Source organism: Schlesneria paludicola DSM 18645, assembly GCF_000255655.1.
Classification (GTDB): Bacteria; Planctomycetota; Planctomycetia; order Planctomycetales; family Planctomycetaceae; genus Schlesneria; species Schlesneria paludicola.
The window spans coordinates 610,791-630,867 of sequence record NZ_JH636436.1 but is presented as its reverse complement, the minus strand read 5'-3'; the positions used below and the strand labels follow the sequence as shown (position 1 = coordinate 630,867).

Below are 20,077 nucleotides of genomic sequence, written 5' to 3'. Positions count from 1 at the left end.
AAAATGAGCCAGTCCCCGGCCTGTGAACGGCTACATCATGACTTCACCCTGTACAAGAAAACGTACACACAAATTGAGAAAACATAATATGCAACACATTAACACGCAGTTAAACACTCTTTTCAAATTGATATTGGCCGCATGGCTTTGTTCGACGGGCTCAGAGCACATGGCTCGCGCATTCACAAACGTCTATCACCCAACAAGAGAAAGACAGACACATTTTCTCAGACCATTGGAATCCACGCACTTCGACCACCGCAGCCCATCCCTTTGCCGCGGGAAAACGAGCCAGCCTTCGGCCTGCGTACGGCTGCCCGATGTTTGATCGGCCTTCGAATCACAACATCGAATGCCAACAATACATATCGATCGATATCTGTACACAATGCGACGCAAGATGACGGCACAGATCACGCGATCAATCAGAACCTGACAACGTAACTTGTTCACAGTCTGAAGAGAGGGGGACAGGCACATCCCCGAACCATTGCAATCCACAGTGCTTCGACCATCGCAACTCTGTCCTTAGTCGCGGGAAAATGAACCAGTCCCCGGCCTGTGAACAGTTACCCTGGCTAAAAACAGTAAACACGAAATGAAAGAGCGCCGTGCGTCGTTTGATTTTGAAGTCTTTTCAGTCACCCGGTGATATTGTCATGCTAACCGCGACGGTTCGTGATCTGCATGCAGCGGCACCTGGGCAGTTTCAAACCGATGTTCGCACCTCCGTGGACATGCTCTGGGAGAACAATCCCTATCTCACAAAGCTGAATGAGAATGATCCCAATGTCGAGTCAATCGACATGCACTATCCACTCATTCACCAGTGTAATCAGCGTCCCTATCACTTTATTCATGGATTCACGCAATACCTTGAGCGTCGGCTTGACCTCGACATCCCCGTCACGCGTTTCGCAGGCGACATTCATCTGTCAAATGACGAGAAACTGCAAACGCCTCCCGGAGCATCGTTCGGCGTCCCCGAACACTTTTGGATCATTGTGGCGGGCGGGAAATTTGACTTCACGGCCAAATGGTGGAACCCACACAGCTATCAACAGGTCGTCGACAATCTTCAGGGCAAAGTGACGTTCGTTCAATGTGGCGAAGCCAGCCACTGGCACCCGCCCTTGCGCGGTGTCATCAACCTCATTGGAAAGACAACGCCGCGTGAGTTTGTGCGATTGATGTATCACGCGGACGGTGTCGTCTGTCCCGTCACGTTTGCGATGCATTTGGCCGCTGCAGTCGAGACGAAGCCAGGTCGCCCGCCGCGACGACCATGCGTGGTGATTGCGGGTGGGCGCGAGCCAGCACATTGGGAAGCGTATCCCAACCACCAGTTTCTGAGCACAAACGGAGCCCTTCCCTGCTGTGCCGAAGGAGGTTGCTGGAAGTCACGCTGCCAGCTTGTCGGAGACGGTGACCCCAAAGATCGATACGACCTCTGCACGTCACCTGCACAAGTTTCGGCAGATCTGCGTATTCCCCAATGCCTGGATCTGATCAGCCCTCAACAGGTCACCCAGAGCATTGAACTCTACTACCGCGGCGGAGCCCTCTCGCACAACGAAAACACTGAGCGAACTGTTGAAGTAACGGGGACTGGCTCCGACCAGATTAAAAAACGCCATGACATCGTGAATGCTTGACTGACTGTCCCCCTTACTTCAACAGGCAGTTAAGCCCCAAGCCCGAGTTGGTTCAGCTCAACCGACCGGCGCTGCCCGCGCAGTGGAATTCGCTCAGAGAATTCAACTGCGCCCATCGATTCTCCTTCCCTGGCGATAGAACCTCGCCGACCGACCAATGAGGACTCCTTGATGCTGATGCCGCCGACTGAACCGAGGCCGACTTCACCCGCGATGGATGGAACCGCCCCCAAAACCTGGAACGTCCTACTCACGTTTTGTCATGGACTGGGCGATGCCGTTCAATTCACGATCGTACTCAAGCATTTGCAGAAATTGCGGCCGGAGTGGAATGTGGATATCGCGACTCTGTTCGGGAAGCATTCCGCTTTCGAAGGGTTGTGTCGAAACACGTACATCCTTGATCAGGCCGAACCGGTTCCTTGCTGCCAGTATCAGGAGCGATTCCAACTCAATTGGGATGAATGCCGCGAGTCGCTACGTGACAAGCCAAGCACCAAGCCCAGCCGCTGCCTGTCCGAGATCTTCCACCTGCCGGCTCAACCCGATCTCTTCCGCTATGAAATTCAGAGATCCGCTGAGGATGAACAGCTTGCCCGACGGTACCTGGCTTCCATTTGTCCTTTCGGCGCACGTGACGATGGCCGATTTCCCGTCGTCGTCATCCACTACGAAGGAAACACGTCCGGCGAGAAAAAGAATCTCGATCACAACCTTATTCGAAACGTCTGCGAAACCGTTCAGAACGCTGGCTACACGCCACTCATTCTGGACTGGGACCGTCGCTCGCCCTTGCCCGACAATCGCACGATTTTCTGCCCCGATGCCAATCACAAGTTATGGCCCAAAATCGGAACCGGCGACGCGGCTCGCCTGGCGGCGCTCATTGAATGCTCGGCCTTGATGATTGGTATCGACAGCGGGCCACTCCATGTGGCCGGCGCCACCACGACTCCTACGATCGGGGTCTGGACAAATCACCATCCCGTCCATTTTTTTGATCTCGCCGACAACGTAATGCATCTGATCCCACGCCATCACGAGGCACTCGCGGCGGGGCCCGAAGCCTTGGACTATTTCGCCAGCCACTATCAGTTCCGAGGCTACAACCAGCTTCAGGTTGACCTGCCAGCATTGGTCGAACATCAACTGACGGGGGTGAGCATCGATCAAATCTCGAATCAGCGATTCCTGAAAGAGCTACATGCGACCAGTTATGACGCCCAATACTACGATGAACACAAACGGGCGGGACTTGACTATCTCGAATTTGGTGACTGGCAGCGCCAATACGGACGCTGGCTGGTTCATTCGCTCAAGCTTCGTGGAAAGCGAATCCTGGACGTCGGGTGTGCATGCGGCAGTATTCTCCGCGGCCTGAACGAAGCCGGAGCCACTGGTCATGGCGTCGACCTGTGCGAAACGATGATCGCACTCGGCCGACAAAAGTGGCCAGACTTGGCGCCAAGCCTCAATGTCTGCGATGCGGTGAATCTTCACCTGTATCCGGATCAACATTTCGACGCAATTCACTCCGCGCAGGTTGCAGAACATTGGAAACCCGAACTTGTCCCCTTCATTCTGCGAGAACTCGCACGGGTCACCGTGGAAGGCGGGCTGTTTTACTGTGCCCTCGACACGTCGGAGATGTTCGCCCGACAAGGGCGCGAAATGGAAAATGAAGACCCCACTCACATCTGCATCCAGACGATGAATTGGTGGCACGATCAGCTCGCCAAGAGTGGATGGGAGCTTTGCACACACGAGTCTCTCCAACCGCTCAGAATGCATGAGGAAAGTTTCCTCAATCGCTACGACTGGGACTGGTTCGTCGCCCGCCGAAGCGGTCATTAGTCCGAGGATTTCGTCGCAATCAACATTGCGGCGCCTCGAAATCTCCGAAGCCCCGAGTGCTGACGCAACTCGGTTCGCCAAGCATCCATCAGCGCCTGCCTTTCAAGGTGCCGTGGTCGCTGTACGTCTTGTTTTAGGCCTTTCACAGGAGTTCACACATGCCGAATACCGCCCTTCCGACAACATTACCCTCGAATTGGGAAGGTCAAGAACTGACTCACATGCCATTCCTGGCCCGGCGCGGCCGCCGCTTCACACTCTTGTTCGCTCGATCTCCGATGATGGGACGCCGCGCCCCACTCTATAGCCGTGCTGGTAAAAAACGGATCTGGCGACTGGCGTGGACCGTGTGCAACCCCAAGGTCGGTTCGTACGGCGAAGTCCAGCCACTGCGGACCGGCTTGGGCCGCAACGAACTCGAGTGCTCTCCTTGCCTCTCGTATCACGACGGAAACGCCCATGTCAGTTTCGTGGGCTCGACCAACCACGGAACGGGTGAAATGAAATATCACCTGTACCGGATGAGCGGCCCAAGCCTGGACGAACTCGCTCCGGCCGTTCGGGTCAATTCGGAGGAGTGCTACTGTGGGTTCTGGCGCCCTGATCAGACCGCGATGGCCAACTACGACAGCAACATCGTGCACTTGCGGGGCGCGGTCAATTTGCGACTGGACACCGATTTCGGCGTACTTGCAAGAATTAGTTTCGACTCCGAATCCCCTGAGAGAATCTTGATCACCGGCGCGATCGCAGGAGATTCGCGCCGCTTTCGTGGTCGCCCCTTCCCACACACGATCGTCTACGACATCCACGAACGACGCGTTCTGGGCGAGGTCCTGCACAGCGGCAACAACGTCTACAAGCCATCCATGTGCGGCGACCTGCTCGCAACCGCCCGCCCCGGGCCCGACAAGGCGAGCGAGTCGCTGAAAGTCGTCTTCTCTCAAGATTTCAGTATCGCCCCAACCACGATCCAGGTGCGCGCTCTGAGCGAATAAACGTCCCGCCGCATCACACCCATTGTCTAGGTCGCAACACCGCCCACCGAGGCCAACGAACGCAATCGGCTCGGGCGGAACAACGGCTCACGAACGCGTCATTCTCGCGATTCCCGATTGTCATCAAACCACAAATCCCAAGCGAAAGTCTTCTATGAGCATCTGTCCAATCGATCCGAACAACGAAGGTTTGACTCCATTTAAACCCTGCATCCCTCCGCCGCCTGACAAGTGCTGCCCTCCAAGTTCCTGCCCCGACTGCCCCCTCGAAAGCGGCACAGGCGGGCCTGGTGGCCCAGGTTCCGGCAGCGGCCCCGGCTCAGGTGGTGGCGGTGGTGGCGGCGGTGGTGGTGGCGGTGGTGGTGGCGGCGGTATGGGACCTGATTCGCCAATCCAAGGTGGGCGAAGCGGTGGGGGCCCCATGCAGCCGGGAGCAAGTCCCTACGGGTTCAGCTCGTTCCCGATTCGATACGCGAATGGTGAAATTCGACTCATTCAAAAGGACATTGAAGGCAGGGGATACGGCACGAACTGGTCACACACACGCACTTATCAAAGTCGCCACTATGGGGCCACAGGGGGATCGCCATGCGATCCGGTCGATACCGATTGCTCGCCGACAATTTATGATGGCCCCAACGGAGCCAACTGGTATTCGTCGGATTGGCCCTACCTCGTTGGGGGCGGCCCGAATGTCATCAATGTTCGAGGAGACGCGAACAACACGCTGTGGTTCGACTTGCAGCCGGACGGATCGTATATCGCACGGTTCGGTCAGCCTCAAACGCTCGTTCACGACACCGTCAATCACATGTTCCTGCTGACAGGGCTGGACGGTGGCGTCACCCGCTTCAATGACAGCGATCAAAATACCTATCCGCGCGGTCTCTTTAGCAGCTTTACGGATGCTGCCGGGAACGTCACACGCGTCACGGCATACGGGACCAATACCACGATTGGAGAAATTGCGCAGATTCAACGAACGGTCACAATCGACGGAGTGACCTCAACCCAAACGTTCAGTTATTCGTATGACTGGTCGGGGCGTTTGGATTTGGTTTTGCTGCAATCGACAACGGGGGCCACAACGACCAATGTCGCCAAGGCCGCATACACGTATATTGGTAACGTCTACGAGTTTGGCAATCTTCGAAGTGTCGAACGATTCAACTGGACAGACGGCGCGTGGGAATCCCTTGGAACAACCTACTACCGATATTCCAGCACGCTGTTTCTGGCCCCGCTCCAGTTCGTTGTCGGGCCCCAAGGCTATGCGGATCTGATTGCTGACGGATTGAATCCCGACACGGCAACCGATTCCGAACTCCTCAACTACTCAGATCACTATTTCAATTACGACACACAAGGTCGTGTGATCACTGAAACCGTCGATCGCGGCACTCTCACCTATCGCTATACGTACGCCCGCAGTTCGTTCCCTCACGATTACAACAACTGGAAATTCAAGACGACCGAATCGCTGCCAGACGGCAATACGAACATCATCTATACGAACTATGCCGGGATGGTGATGCTGAAGGTCTACCTTGCTGGTTCCAGCGGGTCCAGTTCTTCGTCCTCATCTTCTAGTGGCCATAGTCCTGCGGCCTGGTATGAGTTTTACCGCTACAACAGCAATGCCGTGGCGAGCTTGACGGCATCCTCGGCGGCCGTTTTGGGCTATGACGAATCGATCGCAACGCTCCTGAATTACAATTCCCTCACAGACACCTATCAGTATCTCAGCAACTCGACCGGCGCGATTTCCAAATTCACGTATCATTCGCCCACGAATTGGCTCGCCACCGAAACAGTGCAAGAGGGCCAACTCGGAACCCCCGTCCCAATTCGCAGCAAGTCTTATGTTTCCTGCTGCAACGGCGGATCAAGTTCGTCGTCGGGAAGTGGTGTTGCAAGCTGTCATTATCTGCCTTCGCAAGAGACCGTCTACTCCGACAATTCCGGAGCAGTGCCGATCACGACCAGCTATGCCTACACCTACCATTCAGGCACTTGCGCCGTGAAGCAGATCACGACCACGCTTCCGGTCGTTTCGATTGGGCAAAACGGCTCGGGGGTCGCCGACACCAGGAAGGATTATTTCGACACCTACGGCAACAAGACCTGGATGATGGACGAACGCGGCTTCATTACGCGTCTTGTCTACGACATCCCCACCGGGGCAGTCATTCAGCGCATCGACGATGTCAATATGTCGTTGGTCACCGGTGGCCCCGCGGGATGGTCGACTCCCTCTGGAGGCGGCTTGCATCTGACCACGGATTACTCGATTGACATCCAGGGTCGGACCGTCCGAAGCATGGGCCCCACGCACACCATCGATTTGAACGGCACGGCAACAAGCATCCGCAGCACCACCTGGACCGTCTATCAGGATGGCGATTTTCAAACCTGGACCGGCCAAGGCTACGCGACAGGCACCTCACCCAGCTATAGCTTCACGCTTGTCAATCCGGTGCAAATCACGATCACCAATGCCACCGGAAATGTCACGGAGCAGATCAGCGCGACTCGCGGCAGTGGCGTGACCTCATCCGGCGCACTTCTTTCAACCGACACGTTTGCTCAATCGTCGTACGTCCGTTGGGCGACGACGCAGTATCTGGCGTGCTGCTTCATCGCCAGCCAACGCGTCTACAAGCTGATCCCCACAACTGGAATCGGCACTTCCGGAACGAACTACGACGAAAGCGGTCGTGGCTACGATGTGATGAAACGCTTGAATCGCCAGGTCACACCCGGCGGTACGATTACCCGGACTGTTTATGAACGCCGTGGCCTTCCCGTCGCGACTTGGATTGGCACGAACGACACGGGCGCGACCGACAATGACCCAAGTGGCGGCGGTGCCTCCGGCAACAACATGGTCCAAGTGACCGGACTCGAATACGACGCGGGGCTGACAGGCGGAAACGGAAACATCACACGCCAGACAGACTACGTCGACAACAATTCCGCAAACAATCGCGTGACGACGTTCCTGTACGACTTCCGTGGCCGACGAACCGCCGTCGACGGTGAGATCGACTTCTATCAGAAGAACACGTACGACAATCTCAACCGAGTCATTCAGCTCGACCGATACAATACGACTTCGAGCGGAAATCTGATCAGCCGCAGCGCGGCAAAGTATGATAACCGAGGTCGCGTCTATCAGCGGATCGTCTATGGCGTCGATCCTACAACAGGAACTGTCGGGAATGCGCTGACCGACAATCTGTGGTACGACGCGACGGGCAATCAAATCAAATCTTTCCCGGCCGGTTCCCAGTCATTCATAAAAACGGCCTATGACAGCCTTGGGCGAGCTTCCGTTCAATACCTGGCATACGGTACCGACAGCAGCTATGCGGATGCCTTCACGGTAGCGAACAACACTGTAATTGAACAATTCGAAACGAACTACGATGCCGCGAACTACGCGATTCAGACTACGGCTCGTCTTCGCTATCACGATGCGGCTGCGACAGAAGTCGGCGCCTTGCAGGACCCAAGCACGACTCCGAAAGCAAGGGTCAGCTACACGGCACAATACCCTGACGCACTTCAGAGGATGCAAGCGGTTGCAGAGTATGGAACAAATGGTGGCAGTAGCCTCTCGCGATCATCGACGATTCCATCACGCTCTGATTCTGCCCTTGTTTCCAGCACCGGATACGATATTGCAGGAATGCCCGCAACGACGACAAGCCCGGCCGGAATCGTGACCCGCACGATCTACGACGCTGCCGGACGCGCGCTGTCGATCACGCAGAACTACATCACGACGAGTAGCAGTTCATCCTCTGGCGGAGGCTTGTGCGCCACATCTGACGATACGAACGTGACCACACAAATCACGTACACGCCAGATGGACTGCAAGCGACACTGGTTGCGGTGAACCCAAGAACTGGCAACCAAACTACGGCATATACGTACGGAACCACGCTGAGTGATTCCAGCATTGCCACTTCGATGCTCTTGAGATACGTCGCATACCCAGACTCGACAGGAAGCAGCGACCGCGTCGCCTACTCATATAACCGCCAACGGCAACGCATCTCTCTGACCGATCAACGGGGCTGCGTACATCAATTCAATTTCGATCAGCTCGGAAGGACGATTCATGACCGAGTGACGACGCTCGGATCGGACGTGGACGGAACCGTTCGACGCTTGACGACCACATATGAGGTTCGCGGCCTCGTCTCCGGGATGACAAGCTACGACAACGCCACTGTCGGATCAGGATCAATCGTCAACGATGTCGCAATGACCTACAACTCATTTGGTCAGCCAATTTCGGATGCCCAATCACACAATGGTGCGGTCGTCGTCGGAACGCCGAAGGTCCAGTACGCATACACAGACGGATCGGCGAACATGGTTCGATCGACCACTCTGACGTATCCCAATGGCCGTGAAATTACGATCGACTACGGTACACCCGGCGGAATCAACGACTCACTCAGTCGCGTGAATGGACTCGTCAACGAGGGAACGACACCTCTCGTCAACTACGCCTACCTGGGGTCCGGGCTTCCAATTCAAACGACGTACCCCCAGCCCAGTACTCGACACACGTTACTCGGATCGTCGAGCGGCAATAGCCCCACCACAGGCGACATCTATTGGGGACTGGACCTCTTTGGCCGGGTCGTCGATTCGCGCTGGTACAACACAGGCACAGGCACAGACGTCGATCGCATCAAATACGGTTACGACCGAGCAGGTAACCGCCTCTGGCGCCAAAACACGGTGGCCTCGGCAGCAGGCAAAGCCTTCGATGAGTATTACCACAACGACGGCCTGAACCGCCTTAAGGACATGCAGCGAGGAACACTCAATGGGACCAACACGGGCATAACGTCACCGACGTTTGGACAATGCTGGACGCTCGATCCGACAGGCAACTGGCAAGGCTTCAACGAAGCGTCCAGCGGCGGAACATGGACGACGGTGCAGACTCGCGCGGTAAACACTGTCAATGAGATCACGAGCATCGCCAACAGCGCGGGCAACGCTTGGGCGCAACCAGCCTACGACCCCGCCGGAAACATGACGACCATCCCGGCGGTAAACGGTTTCAGTTGGCCAACACTCTCTGTCGATGAATGGGCCAACCTGACTGCAGACGAATGGGCAGAGCTGGTCGTCACGCCCAAGATGACGGCTACTTATGACGCATGGAACCGCCTCGTCAAGGTGGCGGACTTCTCAACGATCGAAACCATTCAGCAGAGTCAATACGACAGTCGGCATTTTCGAACAGGTGCTCAGAGCTACACAAGTGGTACACTCACCGAGACGCGACACTCCTACTTCACGAGTGACTGGCGTTGCGTCGAAGAGCGCGTCGGAACCTCAACCACTGCAGACAAACACTTTCTATGGGGCGGTCGATACATCGACGATCTCATCCTTCGAGACAACGGCTCACAGCGACTCTACGCGACTCAAGATACCAACTGGAATGTCACAGCCATTGTTGATACTTCCGGAGCGGTACAAGAGCACTACCATTATTCGTGTTATGGAAACCCGTCGTTTTTGACGGAAAGCTTTGACTCTCGCGCGGCAAGTCCTTTCAGTTGGGAAACGCTCTTCTGCGGATATCGATTCGACGCCGATGCCATGCTATTCATGGTGAGACACCGCAATTTTAATTCTTTTGTTGGCAATTGGTGCCAACGCGATCCGCTTGAGTATGTAGATGGTAACAACCTTTACAGTGCAACATTCGTCCCCGGCAGTACCGATCCATATGGCCTTGAGCCTCGCCAGAAGTGGACGCCAGTAGAAAGACGACAAAAACTCTGCGCCGCTTTAGCACATACAACTGACTTACGCACATTTGTCACCACATATGACCCAACCAATGGCAAGACTGGATATCTCCTAAACCTTGAAATCGACACTCCGGATTACGCAAACGTAGACGTCGACTGGATGTTGACAATTCTCAATGCGCACTACGGCAACTCGTCAGGTAGTTGGCTCCTGAAGAACATGGACCCAGCCGCAATATATGACATTGGGAAGTCGATTTGGATCGTGAGCGATTGGTGGACGGATCCAAAAGTTCGTTTTGATCCTAGTCGTTTCGGTCAGCAGAATGAACTAAATGCAATTCGAGCTGCTCGCGATTTGCTGAAGGGGAAAACAACGCTTAAAGAACTGTTTGGACTTGATTGCTCCAACCCGGATTGCCCGCCCGATACACATGGTCCATGGCTCAAAGGCAACGTTGACTCGAGAAGGCATCGCTAAACGTCTGCATCAATACAACATTGTCGCCATATCCATCGCATCGAATCTCGGGAATGGGCGTCAAGTAAGTCCCCTGAAGGGGACTTACCTCACCGAGTATAGAATTGATAACACGAGAGAATCTGGACTAGAGGACAATTAGACTGACAGGACTTGCGTCGCGACCGCCGTCGAAAAACGAAAGTTGGCGCACTCGACAAGGCCGATTCAATAAACTGCCGATCGAGTGCAATGAGCACGATCAAACTATCCTAGAGCAACAACGAAAAGGAGACCTGCTATTACGCTCGCTTTATGCACAACTCCCGACGAGTATTTCCTGTTTTCGGAGTGCGTGCAATCTCGAACACAGAGTAGTGAAGCGAACATAAATCTGAAAGCCCGTGTTACCATTTGAGTTTTGTCTACCGCACCTCGAAAGGATTTAGTATGTCTGCACTTGTCAATTACATGGGATTGTCTGTTCTTTCTCCTGACCCGACTGGGGATGGAGGCAAGGCGATCAATGATGACCTCAAGAGCTTGGTCACATGGAACCCGAAGACCAACGTCAGTAGCTCTGCCTCGCCTGGCGCCTCGGACGACAGTAGTTCTCCGAATTACTACTATCCGATGTCGATGTGGCTGAAAACGCATGCGACGTCTCCGCAACTTTTTGTATGCCAGAGTTCTGCGGTAGGGGCGGCGGTGTGGTCGCCCGTCCTGATGAGCGTAAAGCAGGACACCGCGCCGCAACTGGGAGGAAATTTGAATTGCAGTGGGTTTAGCGTGTCGTCGCTGACGCTCGGCAACACGATGAATGCGAATTCGCAGGCGATCAGCAGCGTTAAGAATCTCGGCGTCGGCATCGCCGCGAACTCGACAATCGGCGTATACGTGTCTGGAACATACACCGGTGGAATTACAGCGCGAGGCCTATTTTTTCTGCCGACGTTTGGAACGGATGTCACCAACCCGATCTGCATGAACGGCGGCGGGACAATGACCTCGGGCGGCGCGACGGCCGGAAATGGCTACACCTATCGCGCCGACGACTGGACGACGAATGGGGTGACCATCACCAATCTGTTCGGATACTACTGCGCCAACCTCGCAGCGGGCACGAACAATTACGCGTTCCGCAGCCTTCTCAACCGGAACACGGGATCGGGCACGAATTACAACCTTTACTTTGACGGGAACGCTCCGAGCTATCTGAGCGGCAATCTGCTCATTGGGACGACGACCATTCCCTCTGGCGTCGTGAGCAATCTGATCCTTGGCGACACAGTCGACATCTCACTGGGAACGGGAACCGGAACCAAGGTCGGGGCGACGAGTTCTCAGAAAATGGGATTCTGGGGGGCCACTCCCACGACCCAATACTCCACCACAGGAACGACGACCGGATTCACCGCCAGCACAGGCACTGCCGTATTGAGCGGCTCTACGTTCACGGGAAATACCGGCACGAGTGCATACACGATCGGCGATGTCGTTGCGGCTCTTAAGAAGAGCGGAATCATGGCCGCGTAACCTTACCGCCTGTTGAACGAAATGAATCGGAAGGGGGGGCAGCTTCTCGAACGTCACGACGCCATCGCAATGTGGAACGACAAGAAGTTGCCCCCGCTATCTCAACTTGCGATTCGGAAATCAATTTGAGATTTGAATCAACACTCACGTACGACGTGATCAACGACACAATCGATTAGGAATGACAATGGAAGGATTAGACGATTTGAAGATGAGCTTCCAGTTGACACTCAATGAGGTCAACTTAGTTTTGGCAGCACTCTCCGAGTTGCCATTCAAAGTGTCGCATGGGCTCATTGCGAAACTGCGACAAGAGGCCGAACAGCAAGTCACCAATGCTCGCGGCCTACCGACAGATGCACCACCTTCGATCGCAAGCCCTGGAGGAAAACCAATCTGAAGTCGAGTCGAGCGAATGAGCTCTGAACGAACCGACGGCTGAAATAAGAAGAAAGGCACCTGGGCGTTGCAACGTCCAGGTGCCTTTCGAATTGGAGCGGAGGCGGCTCACACGACGTCAGCCGTCGGGTCGTTTTCGCGCCAGTCCAAACCCGGCAGCTACTTCGTCGATGTCGCGGCTGCACTGGTGAGAATTGCCTTGATCTTCGCCACGATTTCAGGCGACAGCAGGCTCTCGAAGTGCTCGATGAGTTTGGGCAGGAACACGGAAATCTGATCGACTCCCAAGCCGGCACGACCCAGTCCCTGCAAGAGCTTTGCGCCATCTCCGCTGCCACCGCCCAGAAATTTGCTCGCCAGACCGGCGACCGCATTGAGCAGGCCATTTGAGGCCCCATCCGACGGGCTGTTCTCGTATGCAGCCAGCATTTCGTTGTGGGTCGGGAGGGACTGCTTCAATCCACTCAAGGCGTCTTCACCATGCTGGTCTTTGAGAAAAGACAGAACTGATCCAATCGCTTTTTTCACGGTTTCGGCCGGAATCCCGGTTTGGGACGAGATCGTCTGAACAAGATCCACCACAGTGAATTCCTTTCATAGAAGCCAGCGGGGCCAGAGATGTCGACCCACTCGCATGGATTTCAGTAAATTCGGACAGGAGATGATTCGAAGGGAGAGGCAGACTGCACTGCAGCGGAAACTTACAACCCCGCAGTCAGTTTCCAGCGGCCAGACGCGATTATACCGATTCGTCTTTCATGTCAAAAAGAAAAAACAAACGCGACAGCAATTCGCTGGCGAAGAAAAGAAACGCGCACTCATCGAAATGATGTTATACATTTTCGATGAAAGCGCATTTCGCGCGTTAGGTGTAACCCTGCACAGCCCGAAGAGAGGGAAACAAATACAATTTCCCGGTTCATTGAAATCCGCAGTGCATCGCCCAGAGCAATCCTTTCGTTTGCCGCGAGAAAATAAGCCAGCCCCCGACTTGTGAACCGTTACGCGTTACGGGCATCCGAACGGACCAGCCAGCAAGACAGACATCTTAACTTGCGTGATGCGAAATGCGCATGTGGCCTTGTACGGACTTGTCGCTGAACACTTTGGCGCCTGGTCTTCACCACAGGCAGTCTGTTGAGCTTCGGTCTTGCGCACGTTGCGATTGCTGGCGAGGGTCAGCGACTCTCGATATTCTCGACGGTTCGAAAACCACATTCGTGGGGTCACGGGATCGACAGTCAAAGTCTCATTTCAAAATTGAGTTTTATGAAAATCGGCCCTAAGAAAGATGCGCCCCCCAAGCGATCGGTCACTACCGGTGATGAGGCCACCGTCTACAACGCGCCGGCCGTCGACAAGGCCCTCGACGTTTTAGAACTTCTGGGTGATGCGCGGCGCGGTATGAGCATGACCGGCATTGCCGAAGCGCTGGGACGCAGTAAGCAAGAGCTGTATCGAGTGCTGGTCTGCCTTCAAGAACGTGGATATCTGGTCCGGGATAGCGGGCAGATTTATCGATTGTCCACAAAGATGTTCGAACTCGGCTCGCAGCATTGTTCGACTCAAATGCTGGTCGCGCGCGCGATGCCACATATGGAACAATTGGCTCGACAACTACGAGAATCTTGCCATCTGAACATTGTCGTGCAAAACCGGATGCTAGTTGTGGCTCGTGCCGAGGGCGATGCAGATGTGATGCTGACCGTTCGAATCGGAGCGACGTTTGAACTGCATCGGCGTGTCAGTGGACTCGTCGGGATGTCGATGCTTCCAGAACATCGACGTCAAGACTACTGGCAGCAGTCAGGCGAGTCGGCAAGTCGGATCAAATCGCTTGAATCACAACTGTCTGAGATTCGCAAACGCGGATACTCCAACGAAGACAGCCCCATTGTCGTGGGTGTCAGGGATTGTGCGACGGCAGTGCTGGGAAGTGACTCGAGCCTGCTTGGAGTCCTTTGCGTTTCGCACCTCTGCCGCCGGGATGAGCGACTGGATCAGTCTGCACTTATTGAATCCGCGGTACTGTGCGCACGAAGCATCTCCGCCGAATTCGGCCCGCCCGCCAAGAAAGACAACATGACTTCCGGCTAACAACCTGCTGAAATAAGAGGGGCAGGCGCCTTGGTCTTAACGATGTCATGGCACGTTTGAATCGGGCCAGAGCCCCCTATTTCAACTGGCGGCGAGGCGACAGTGCACGATCGTCCATGTATCACACTCCCGCTGACGATCGAAGAACAGCTCCGTCATCAATGCCCATTTACTTCTTTCAGGCATCCGAAGCAGCGTCGACCATGTCACCGAGGACATCGTCCGATCGAGTGCGCTGTATGCCAGCACGCATGCCCATCAACTTATCATTCGCGCACATCGAATGCCCTATTTTCAAGGATTATGAAGAACATTCAAAGCTCACGTGAAACTTCGGATTCAGGAAATTGATCGCATCCTTCTGTGCCACGATTTGATCGCGTTAACGAACAGAATCGGCGAAGAGATTCCGGTGATTTTTGACGAACGTGACTCGCTCAATCGGCCAGTCACTTAAATGGAGAGCCACCCGCCACTGTAGTGGCACACGACTCGGTCCCCACTGGTTTCCGAGTATCGCCCGCAGGCTCATTGGCCCGCTCGCGGCAGGTTTATCGATGTGATAATTCAGGTTTGACGCGTCACGAGAAATGCTGAAGCCTGAAGCAGTTTCCGAAGCGTGCCGCGATTCGATTTGTCGTCGCACAGACCAATCCGACGAATCATCCCAATGGTATTAACAGGACGCCCGCGCGCGCCACGACGCCGCTTGGACTTCATCGCAACCAAGTCGACAACGAATGGACTCGGCACGAAACCTGCTGATCCGTGTTTCATTAGTGAGTTCCAGTTTCATTAGTAATTACCGGAACTTCGATGCACGAAACGATTGTTTAACGATGACAGACGTCGTCATCGTCCTTTGAACACTGTTCAGAATGGGTATGGCGCTCATGTCACAGATTAACGCGTCTTGGGCCGGATTAGGCCTTGTTTTATTGAGTGTCGCGGGGTGTGTCGCGTCTGCATCAGGACCGGCGGAAACGCTCGTACCTGTATCAGGCCGCGCGACGTTCGACGGAAAGCCCTATGAAAGAATGATGGTGACCTTCATGCCGACGGGCGAAGGTAATTCGGCGCATCAGGGCTCGGGCCTGACAAATTCCGAAGGTGCCTTCGAGATCAAGAACTATCAGAACAAGAAGGGGTTACCTGCGGGATCATATATCGTGGTGTTTTCGCTGTGGTTGACGCCAACGGGCGAGGTTCCACCAAGCGATCAACCGCCGGCGAATAGTCGCGCCGTTCAGGCGATTCCGGCCAGTTGGAAAGATGTGGCAAAAGCCGGAACTTATAACAAGATCACCATCGGGAACGAGGGAGCGACGAATCTTGAGTTCAAAGTGCCGAAAGTCGGGGCCGGCCCCGCTGGAAAGACTCCGCACGCCAAGTTCATGCGTTAGCGCGTTTCGAGACGATGTGGGATGTGATCTGAACGGCCGCCGTTGACGACTCGACGCGGCAGAGGGCGGCAACAGCCGAGAAGACGGTACTTCGCCGAAGACTCCGAAGCCATTGCGCCACATCCCGACTCACCGCCCGTTGAAATGACGGGACGGTCACCGTCCCCATTCGAAAACGCCATGACGTCTTGAAAGCCGGGGTTCCTGCCGCCTGTTATCAACAGCTGGCGAAGCGCTCGTAGACCGTGGTGGCGTGAGAGATGTCTTGATTTTGTCCGTTGTGGTTTCAGTGTTTTTTTCAGCTCATCTGTAAGGATTTGGCATGATTGTCAGAAACCGTCGCGCGTTTACATTGATTGAATTGCTGGTGGTCATCGCGATCATCGCAGTTCTGATCGCATTGCTGCTTCCAGCAGTGCAACAGGCACGAGAGGCCGCACGGCGCACGCAGTGCAAAAACAACCTCAAACAACTCGGCCTTGCAATCCACAATTACCATGACACGTTCAGCACCTTCCCTTACGCGGCATCGTCAGCTGCCGTAAAGAACCAATCTGGGCTGGTGTTGTTACTGCCCAATTTCGATCAAGGGAACTTGTACAACACCATCAATCACAATAGCGCGATGGGAGTATTTGGCTCACCTCCACAGGGAGTTGACCCCGCAAACGCGAAAGCCGCCGCCACAAAACTGGCCGCGCTGCTGTGTCCGTCCGACAACGGACCTCAATCGATTACGGATGCGGGAGACGGGTACTACGGATGTTCGGCAACACCAGGATCGTCGACATATCTGACATCCTACGGCTTTAGCGTGACCAGTCCTTGGAACAACTATTCGGCACCGTTTACGCAGTCGCTGTGGTCAACGGAAGGAATTGCAACGCGCGCCTTGTTCGGATGGAGTTCGAATTCCAACATGCGCGATATCAAGGACGGTGCGAGCAACACCGTCATGATTTCGGAGACCTGCCTTTCGGTTTACAACGGCCAAGCCCCACCATGGTCTTGCCTCGACTGGGTGGGTGGTGCGGGCATCGAGTTCGCCTACAGCAAGATCAATAACTGGGACACAACCGTCTACGGCAGATCCACAGCGGTCCCCGGCCAACTGGCAAGTTGGTCCTGGCCCGGCAGTACACACACGGGCGGAATGCAGATCGCTATGGCGGATGGTTCAGTACGGTTCCTTAGTCAGAACATTAACGCCCAGTTGCAGGCAAATCTGGCTCTGATCGCCGATGGTAACACGGTCGGAGAATTTTGAAACTCGAGTAGGGCCAACGACTTGTTGACGCAACGCCGCAGGGTTTGACCGTGCGGCGTTGCTTTATTTGGGCCGCGTTCTTCCCACAGAAAGGTCAATCACAGAACGACACGACCACGAATCAACACGGATTCAGAGCAATTTCCGTTTCACGAAGACAATCGATCGGCGCGCAGGATAAGAACACGTGCAGGGCCAATCGAATCGGGGCAGGCACTTTGCCAATCGCCCATTGCCCGCCCCAAGACCACCGTGCGTCCCTTCGCTTTTCGTCACTGGAGACACTTGCCGACGGCTGAGACGCCTTTTCCCTTTGCACCTCCGTCTCGCGGCCATTGGCGGATCAACGAGATTTCGCTCGCCTATTTCAGGTCTCAACGGTAGGATGCCCTGCGGAAAGTGCGTATTGTATTTCGTGTAATCCTGTTCTTGCGTTGCGATGTATTGGGGCAAGTTTATGGCATCGAACGTAAGAACTCTCGGTTCCACCAGAAGTCTCTCGATCAAATCCAGCGACGAAGAAACGCACAAAAGCCTCGGATGGACCTTTCTGACGAATCATTCGCACGTTCTCTTGTGCCTCTATCGAACCCCCGATCAAAGACTTCGGGATGTCGCGACCGCGGTTGGAATCACAGAGCGGATGGTGCAACGAATTGTTGTGGAACTCGTTGAAGCCGGGTATCTCAAAGTCTCCAAAGAGGGTCGGCGCAATCGTTACGTCATCAATTCAAAGCTTCGGCTGCGTCATGCCCTTGGATCGCACCATACGATCGGTGAATTGCTGAAGGCCATCTCCTAGAGGCACAGCCACTTAGATCTCACCGCCGCAAGCGTAACGAAACACAGTCCGTTGATGGCTTCAGTCCGGCGCTCTCGTCGACACCGCCTGCTTATGACAAAGCAAGGATCGACGGTCCGTGTGGTTGCTCACAGAGTAATCCGCCTTTCGTGGACGGGGACTTCGCAAACCGAAACATTCACAAAAGTTCATGCGTTGTGACGTTTCTCGTTATGGCAACGCCTGTTAAGCGCATGCGTCTCATTCAGACCGTCGTTCGGTTTCTGAATTTACCGTTGGATACCTGAAACGCAAGGCAACCCGTCTTGCCCTCGTCCGAAGTGGAAATACAATACACGAATTTCGTTTCGCAAATCGGGCCGTCACTCCACCTATTGAGTCAGGCACGCAATGAATCGATCAACGGTCTTATCAGCTTGGCAAACCTTGCAATTCAGCAAAGGTATCAAAGTTGCGGCACTCTGTCACTTACGACATTGTCGTTTAACGCATAGACACCGAGTCTGTGACGTTCCGTGACAGATAAAGACAATGTCGCCCACACACCTTGAAGTGAGATTGCGGGCATAATCCAGACCCACTTGTGGTTCAATGCAAACGTCATTGTCAATCTTGTGCTTCTTGAGATGTGGCTCATCGATCTCTGCCAGCTAACCCATGCTTCGACCTTCCGAACAATTGAGCAAAAACCGCATGAAACACTCATCTCTCCTCACAATCAGCCTGGCGCTGATTTCATTCACCCTGCCTGCATGCAACACGCACAGAGAGGAACATCACCACGAGGCGCATAAGATCGTGGCCACCAATCCACAGTCCAAGCCCGTGACGGTGACCCAGCAATACGTCTGCCAAATTCACTCGCAGCGTCATATCAAGGTACGAGCCTTGGAGATGGGTTATCTTGAGGCGATCCCTGTCAAAGAGGGACAGACGGTTAAGGTGGACGATCTGCTGTTCACCGTCAGACCTATTCTGTACCAGTCAAAGTTTGAGGCAGAGAGTGCCGAGGCAAAGCTCGCGCAACTCGAATACCAGTACACGCAGAAGCTGCATCAGCAGAATGTGGTCTCTCAGAATGAAGTCTTGCTGGTGCAGGCCAAGATGGCAAAGGCCGATGCCAAGGCACAATTGGCGAAGGCCGAATTGGACTTTGCAACAGTCAAAGCCCCGTTTGACGGCATTGTCGATCGACTGCTGCATCAGCAGGGCAGCCTGGTTCAAGAAGGTGAGATTCTCACGACTTTGTCAGACAACAGCGTGATGTGGGTGTACTTCAATGTCCCCGAAAAAGAGTACCTCGAGTACATGACCGAATTGAAGCAGCATAAGGATGAATTGAAAATCCAACTGATGTTGGCAAACCACACCATCTTCGAGCAGGTTGGCAAGATCGGCGCGATCGAGGCCGACTTCAACAACGAAACAGGGAATATCAAATTCCGTGCAGACTTCCCGAACCCGGATCGCCTGCTGCGTCATGGCCAGACGGGCACAATTTTGATCAGTCGCGTGCAAGACGACTCGATCGTGATTCCACAACGTGCGGTCTTCGAGGTGCTCAGCAAGCGATATGTCTACGTTGTCGACAAAGACGATGTCGCGCACCAGCGCGAGATCGAAACGGGAAATGAATTGGATGACATTTTCGTCATCAAGAAGGGACTTGGCGTCGAGGACAAGATTGTGCTTGAGGGGATTCGACAGATTCGCGACGGCGACAAAGTGGAGTATGAGGATCGTCAAGCCGAGCAGGTTGTTTCAAATTTGAAATACCACGCGGAATAGCACTTACACTGCCATACTGACATCCAGA

General features: G+C 54.6%; 13 protein-coding genes. 12 read left to right on the top strand and 1 reads right to left on the bottom strand.

Annotated elements, in window-relative coordinates; all coding sequences use genetic code 11:
* Window positions 1-611: 611 nt before the first annotated feature.
* The 6 genes from OSO_RS0135950 (at window position 612) to OSO_RS46460 (ending at window position 12,693) form a co-directional block, all read left to right on the top strand.
* Window positions 612-1,655 (top strand): glycosyltransferase family 9 protein, encoded by a 1,044-nt coding sequence (locus tag OSO_RS0135950; RefSeq protein WP_010587642.1) that lies wholly within the window; start codon window positions 612-614, stop codon window positions 1,653-1,655.
* Between the two features lie 171 nt (window positions 1,656-1,826).
* A complete protein-coding gene (locus tag OSO_RS49060) occupies window positions 1,827-3,509 on the top strand; it encodes a methyltransferase domain-containing protein (RefSeq protein ID WP_010587641.1) in 1,683 nt (560 codons plus the stop codon).
* Between the two features lie 158 nt (window positions 3,510-3,667).
* Complete coding sequence (locus OSO_RS0135940) at window positions 3,668-4,507, top strand: hypothetical protein (protein WP_010587640.1); 840 nt, start codon at window positions 3,668-3,670, stop codon at window positions 4,505-4,507.
* A 154-nt stretch (window positions 4,508-4,661) separates the two neighbouring features.
* Window positions 4,662-10,778, top strand: a complete 6,117-nt coding sequence (locus OSO_RS0135935) for an RHS repeat domain-containing protein (protein ID WP_162130581.1) — start codon at window positions 4,662-4,664, stop codon at window positions 10,776-10,778.
* A 429-nt stretch (window positions 10,779-11,207) separates the two neighbouring features.
* Entirely contained in the window at window positions 11,208-12,293 is a 1,086-nt protein-coding gene (locus tag OSO_RS49055; protein WP_010587638.1) for a hypothetical protein, read from the top strand.
* Window positions 12,294-12,480: 187 nt separating this feature from the next.
* Entirely contained in the window at window positions 12,481-12,693 is a 213-nt protein-coding gene (locus tag OSO_RS46460) for a hypothetical protein (protein ID WP_010587637.1), read from the top strand.
* 158 nt (window positions 12,694-12,851) lie between these two features.
* Here OSO_RS46460 and OSO_RS0135920 read toward each other — a convergent pair whose 3' ends face one another.
* Window positions 12,852-13,274: a DUF2780 domain-containing protein gene (locus OSO_RS0135920; protein ID WP_029247823.1), complete on the bottom strand. Its 423-nt coding sequence runs from the start codon at window positions 13,272-13,274 to the stop codon at window positions 12,852-12,854.
* A gap of 52 nt (window positions 13,275-13,326) precedes the next feature.
* On the opposite strand from OSO_RS0135920, the gene OSO_RS0135915 reads away from it, so the two are divergent.
* The 6 genes from OSO_RS0135915 (at window position 13,327) to OSO_RS0135865 (ending at window position 20,049) form a co-directional block, all read left to right on the top strand.
* Window positions 13,327-13,689, top strand: coding sequence for a hypothetical protein (locus OSO_RS0135915; protein ID WP_010587635.1), 363 nt, complete (start codon window positions 13,327-13,329; stop codon window positions 13,687-13,689).
* Window positions 13,690-13,961: 272 nt separating this feature from the next.
* Window positions 13,962-14,789, top strand: coding sequence for an IclR family transcriptional regulator (locus tag OSO_RS0135905; protein WP_010587633.1), 828 nt, complete (start codon window positions 13,962-13,964; stop codon window positions 14,787-14,789).
* A gap of 893 nt (window positions 14,790-15,682) precedes the next feature.
* A complete protein-coding gene (locus OSO_RS46455; protein ID WP_157605938.1) occupies window positions 15,683-16,192 on the top strand; it encodes a hypothetical protein in 510 nt (169 codons plus the stop codon).
* A 322-nt stretch (window positions 16,193-16,514) separates the two neighbouring features.
* Complete coding sequence (locus OSO_RS0135875; RefSeq protein ID WP_010587629.1) at window positions 16,515-17,459, top strand: DUF1559 domain-containing protein; 945 nt, start codon at window positions 16,515-16,517, stop codon at window positions 17,457-17,459.
* Between the two features lie 457 nt (window positions 17,460-17,916).
* On the top strand, window positions 17,917-18,261 hold the full coding sequence (locus tag OSO_RS0135870) for a helix-turn-helix transcriptional regulator (RefSeq protein WP_010587628.1): 345 nt from the start codon (window positions 17,917-17,919) through the stop codon (window positions 18,259-18,261).
* A gap of 693 nt (window positions 18,262-18,954) precedes the next feature.
* A complete protein-coding gene (locus OSO_RS0135865; protein ID WP_029247820.1) occupies window positions 18,955-20,049 on the top strand; it encodes an efflux RND transporter periplasmic adaptor subunit in 1,095 nt (364 codons plus the stop codon).
* Window positions 20,050-20,077 lie beyond the last annotated feature (28 nt).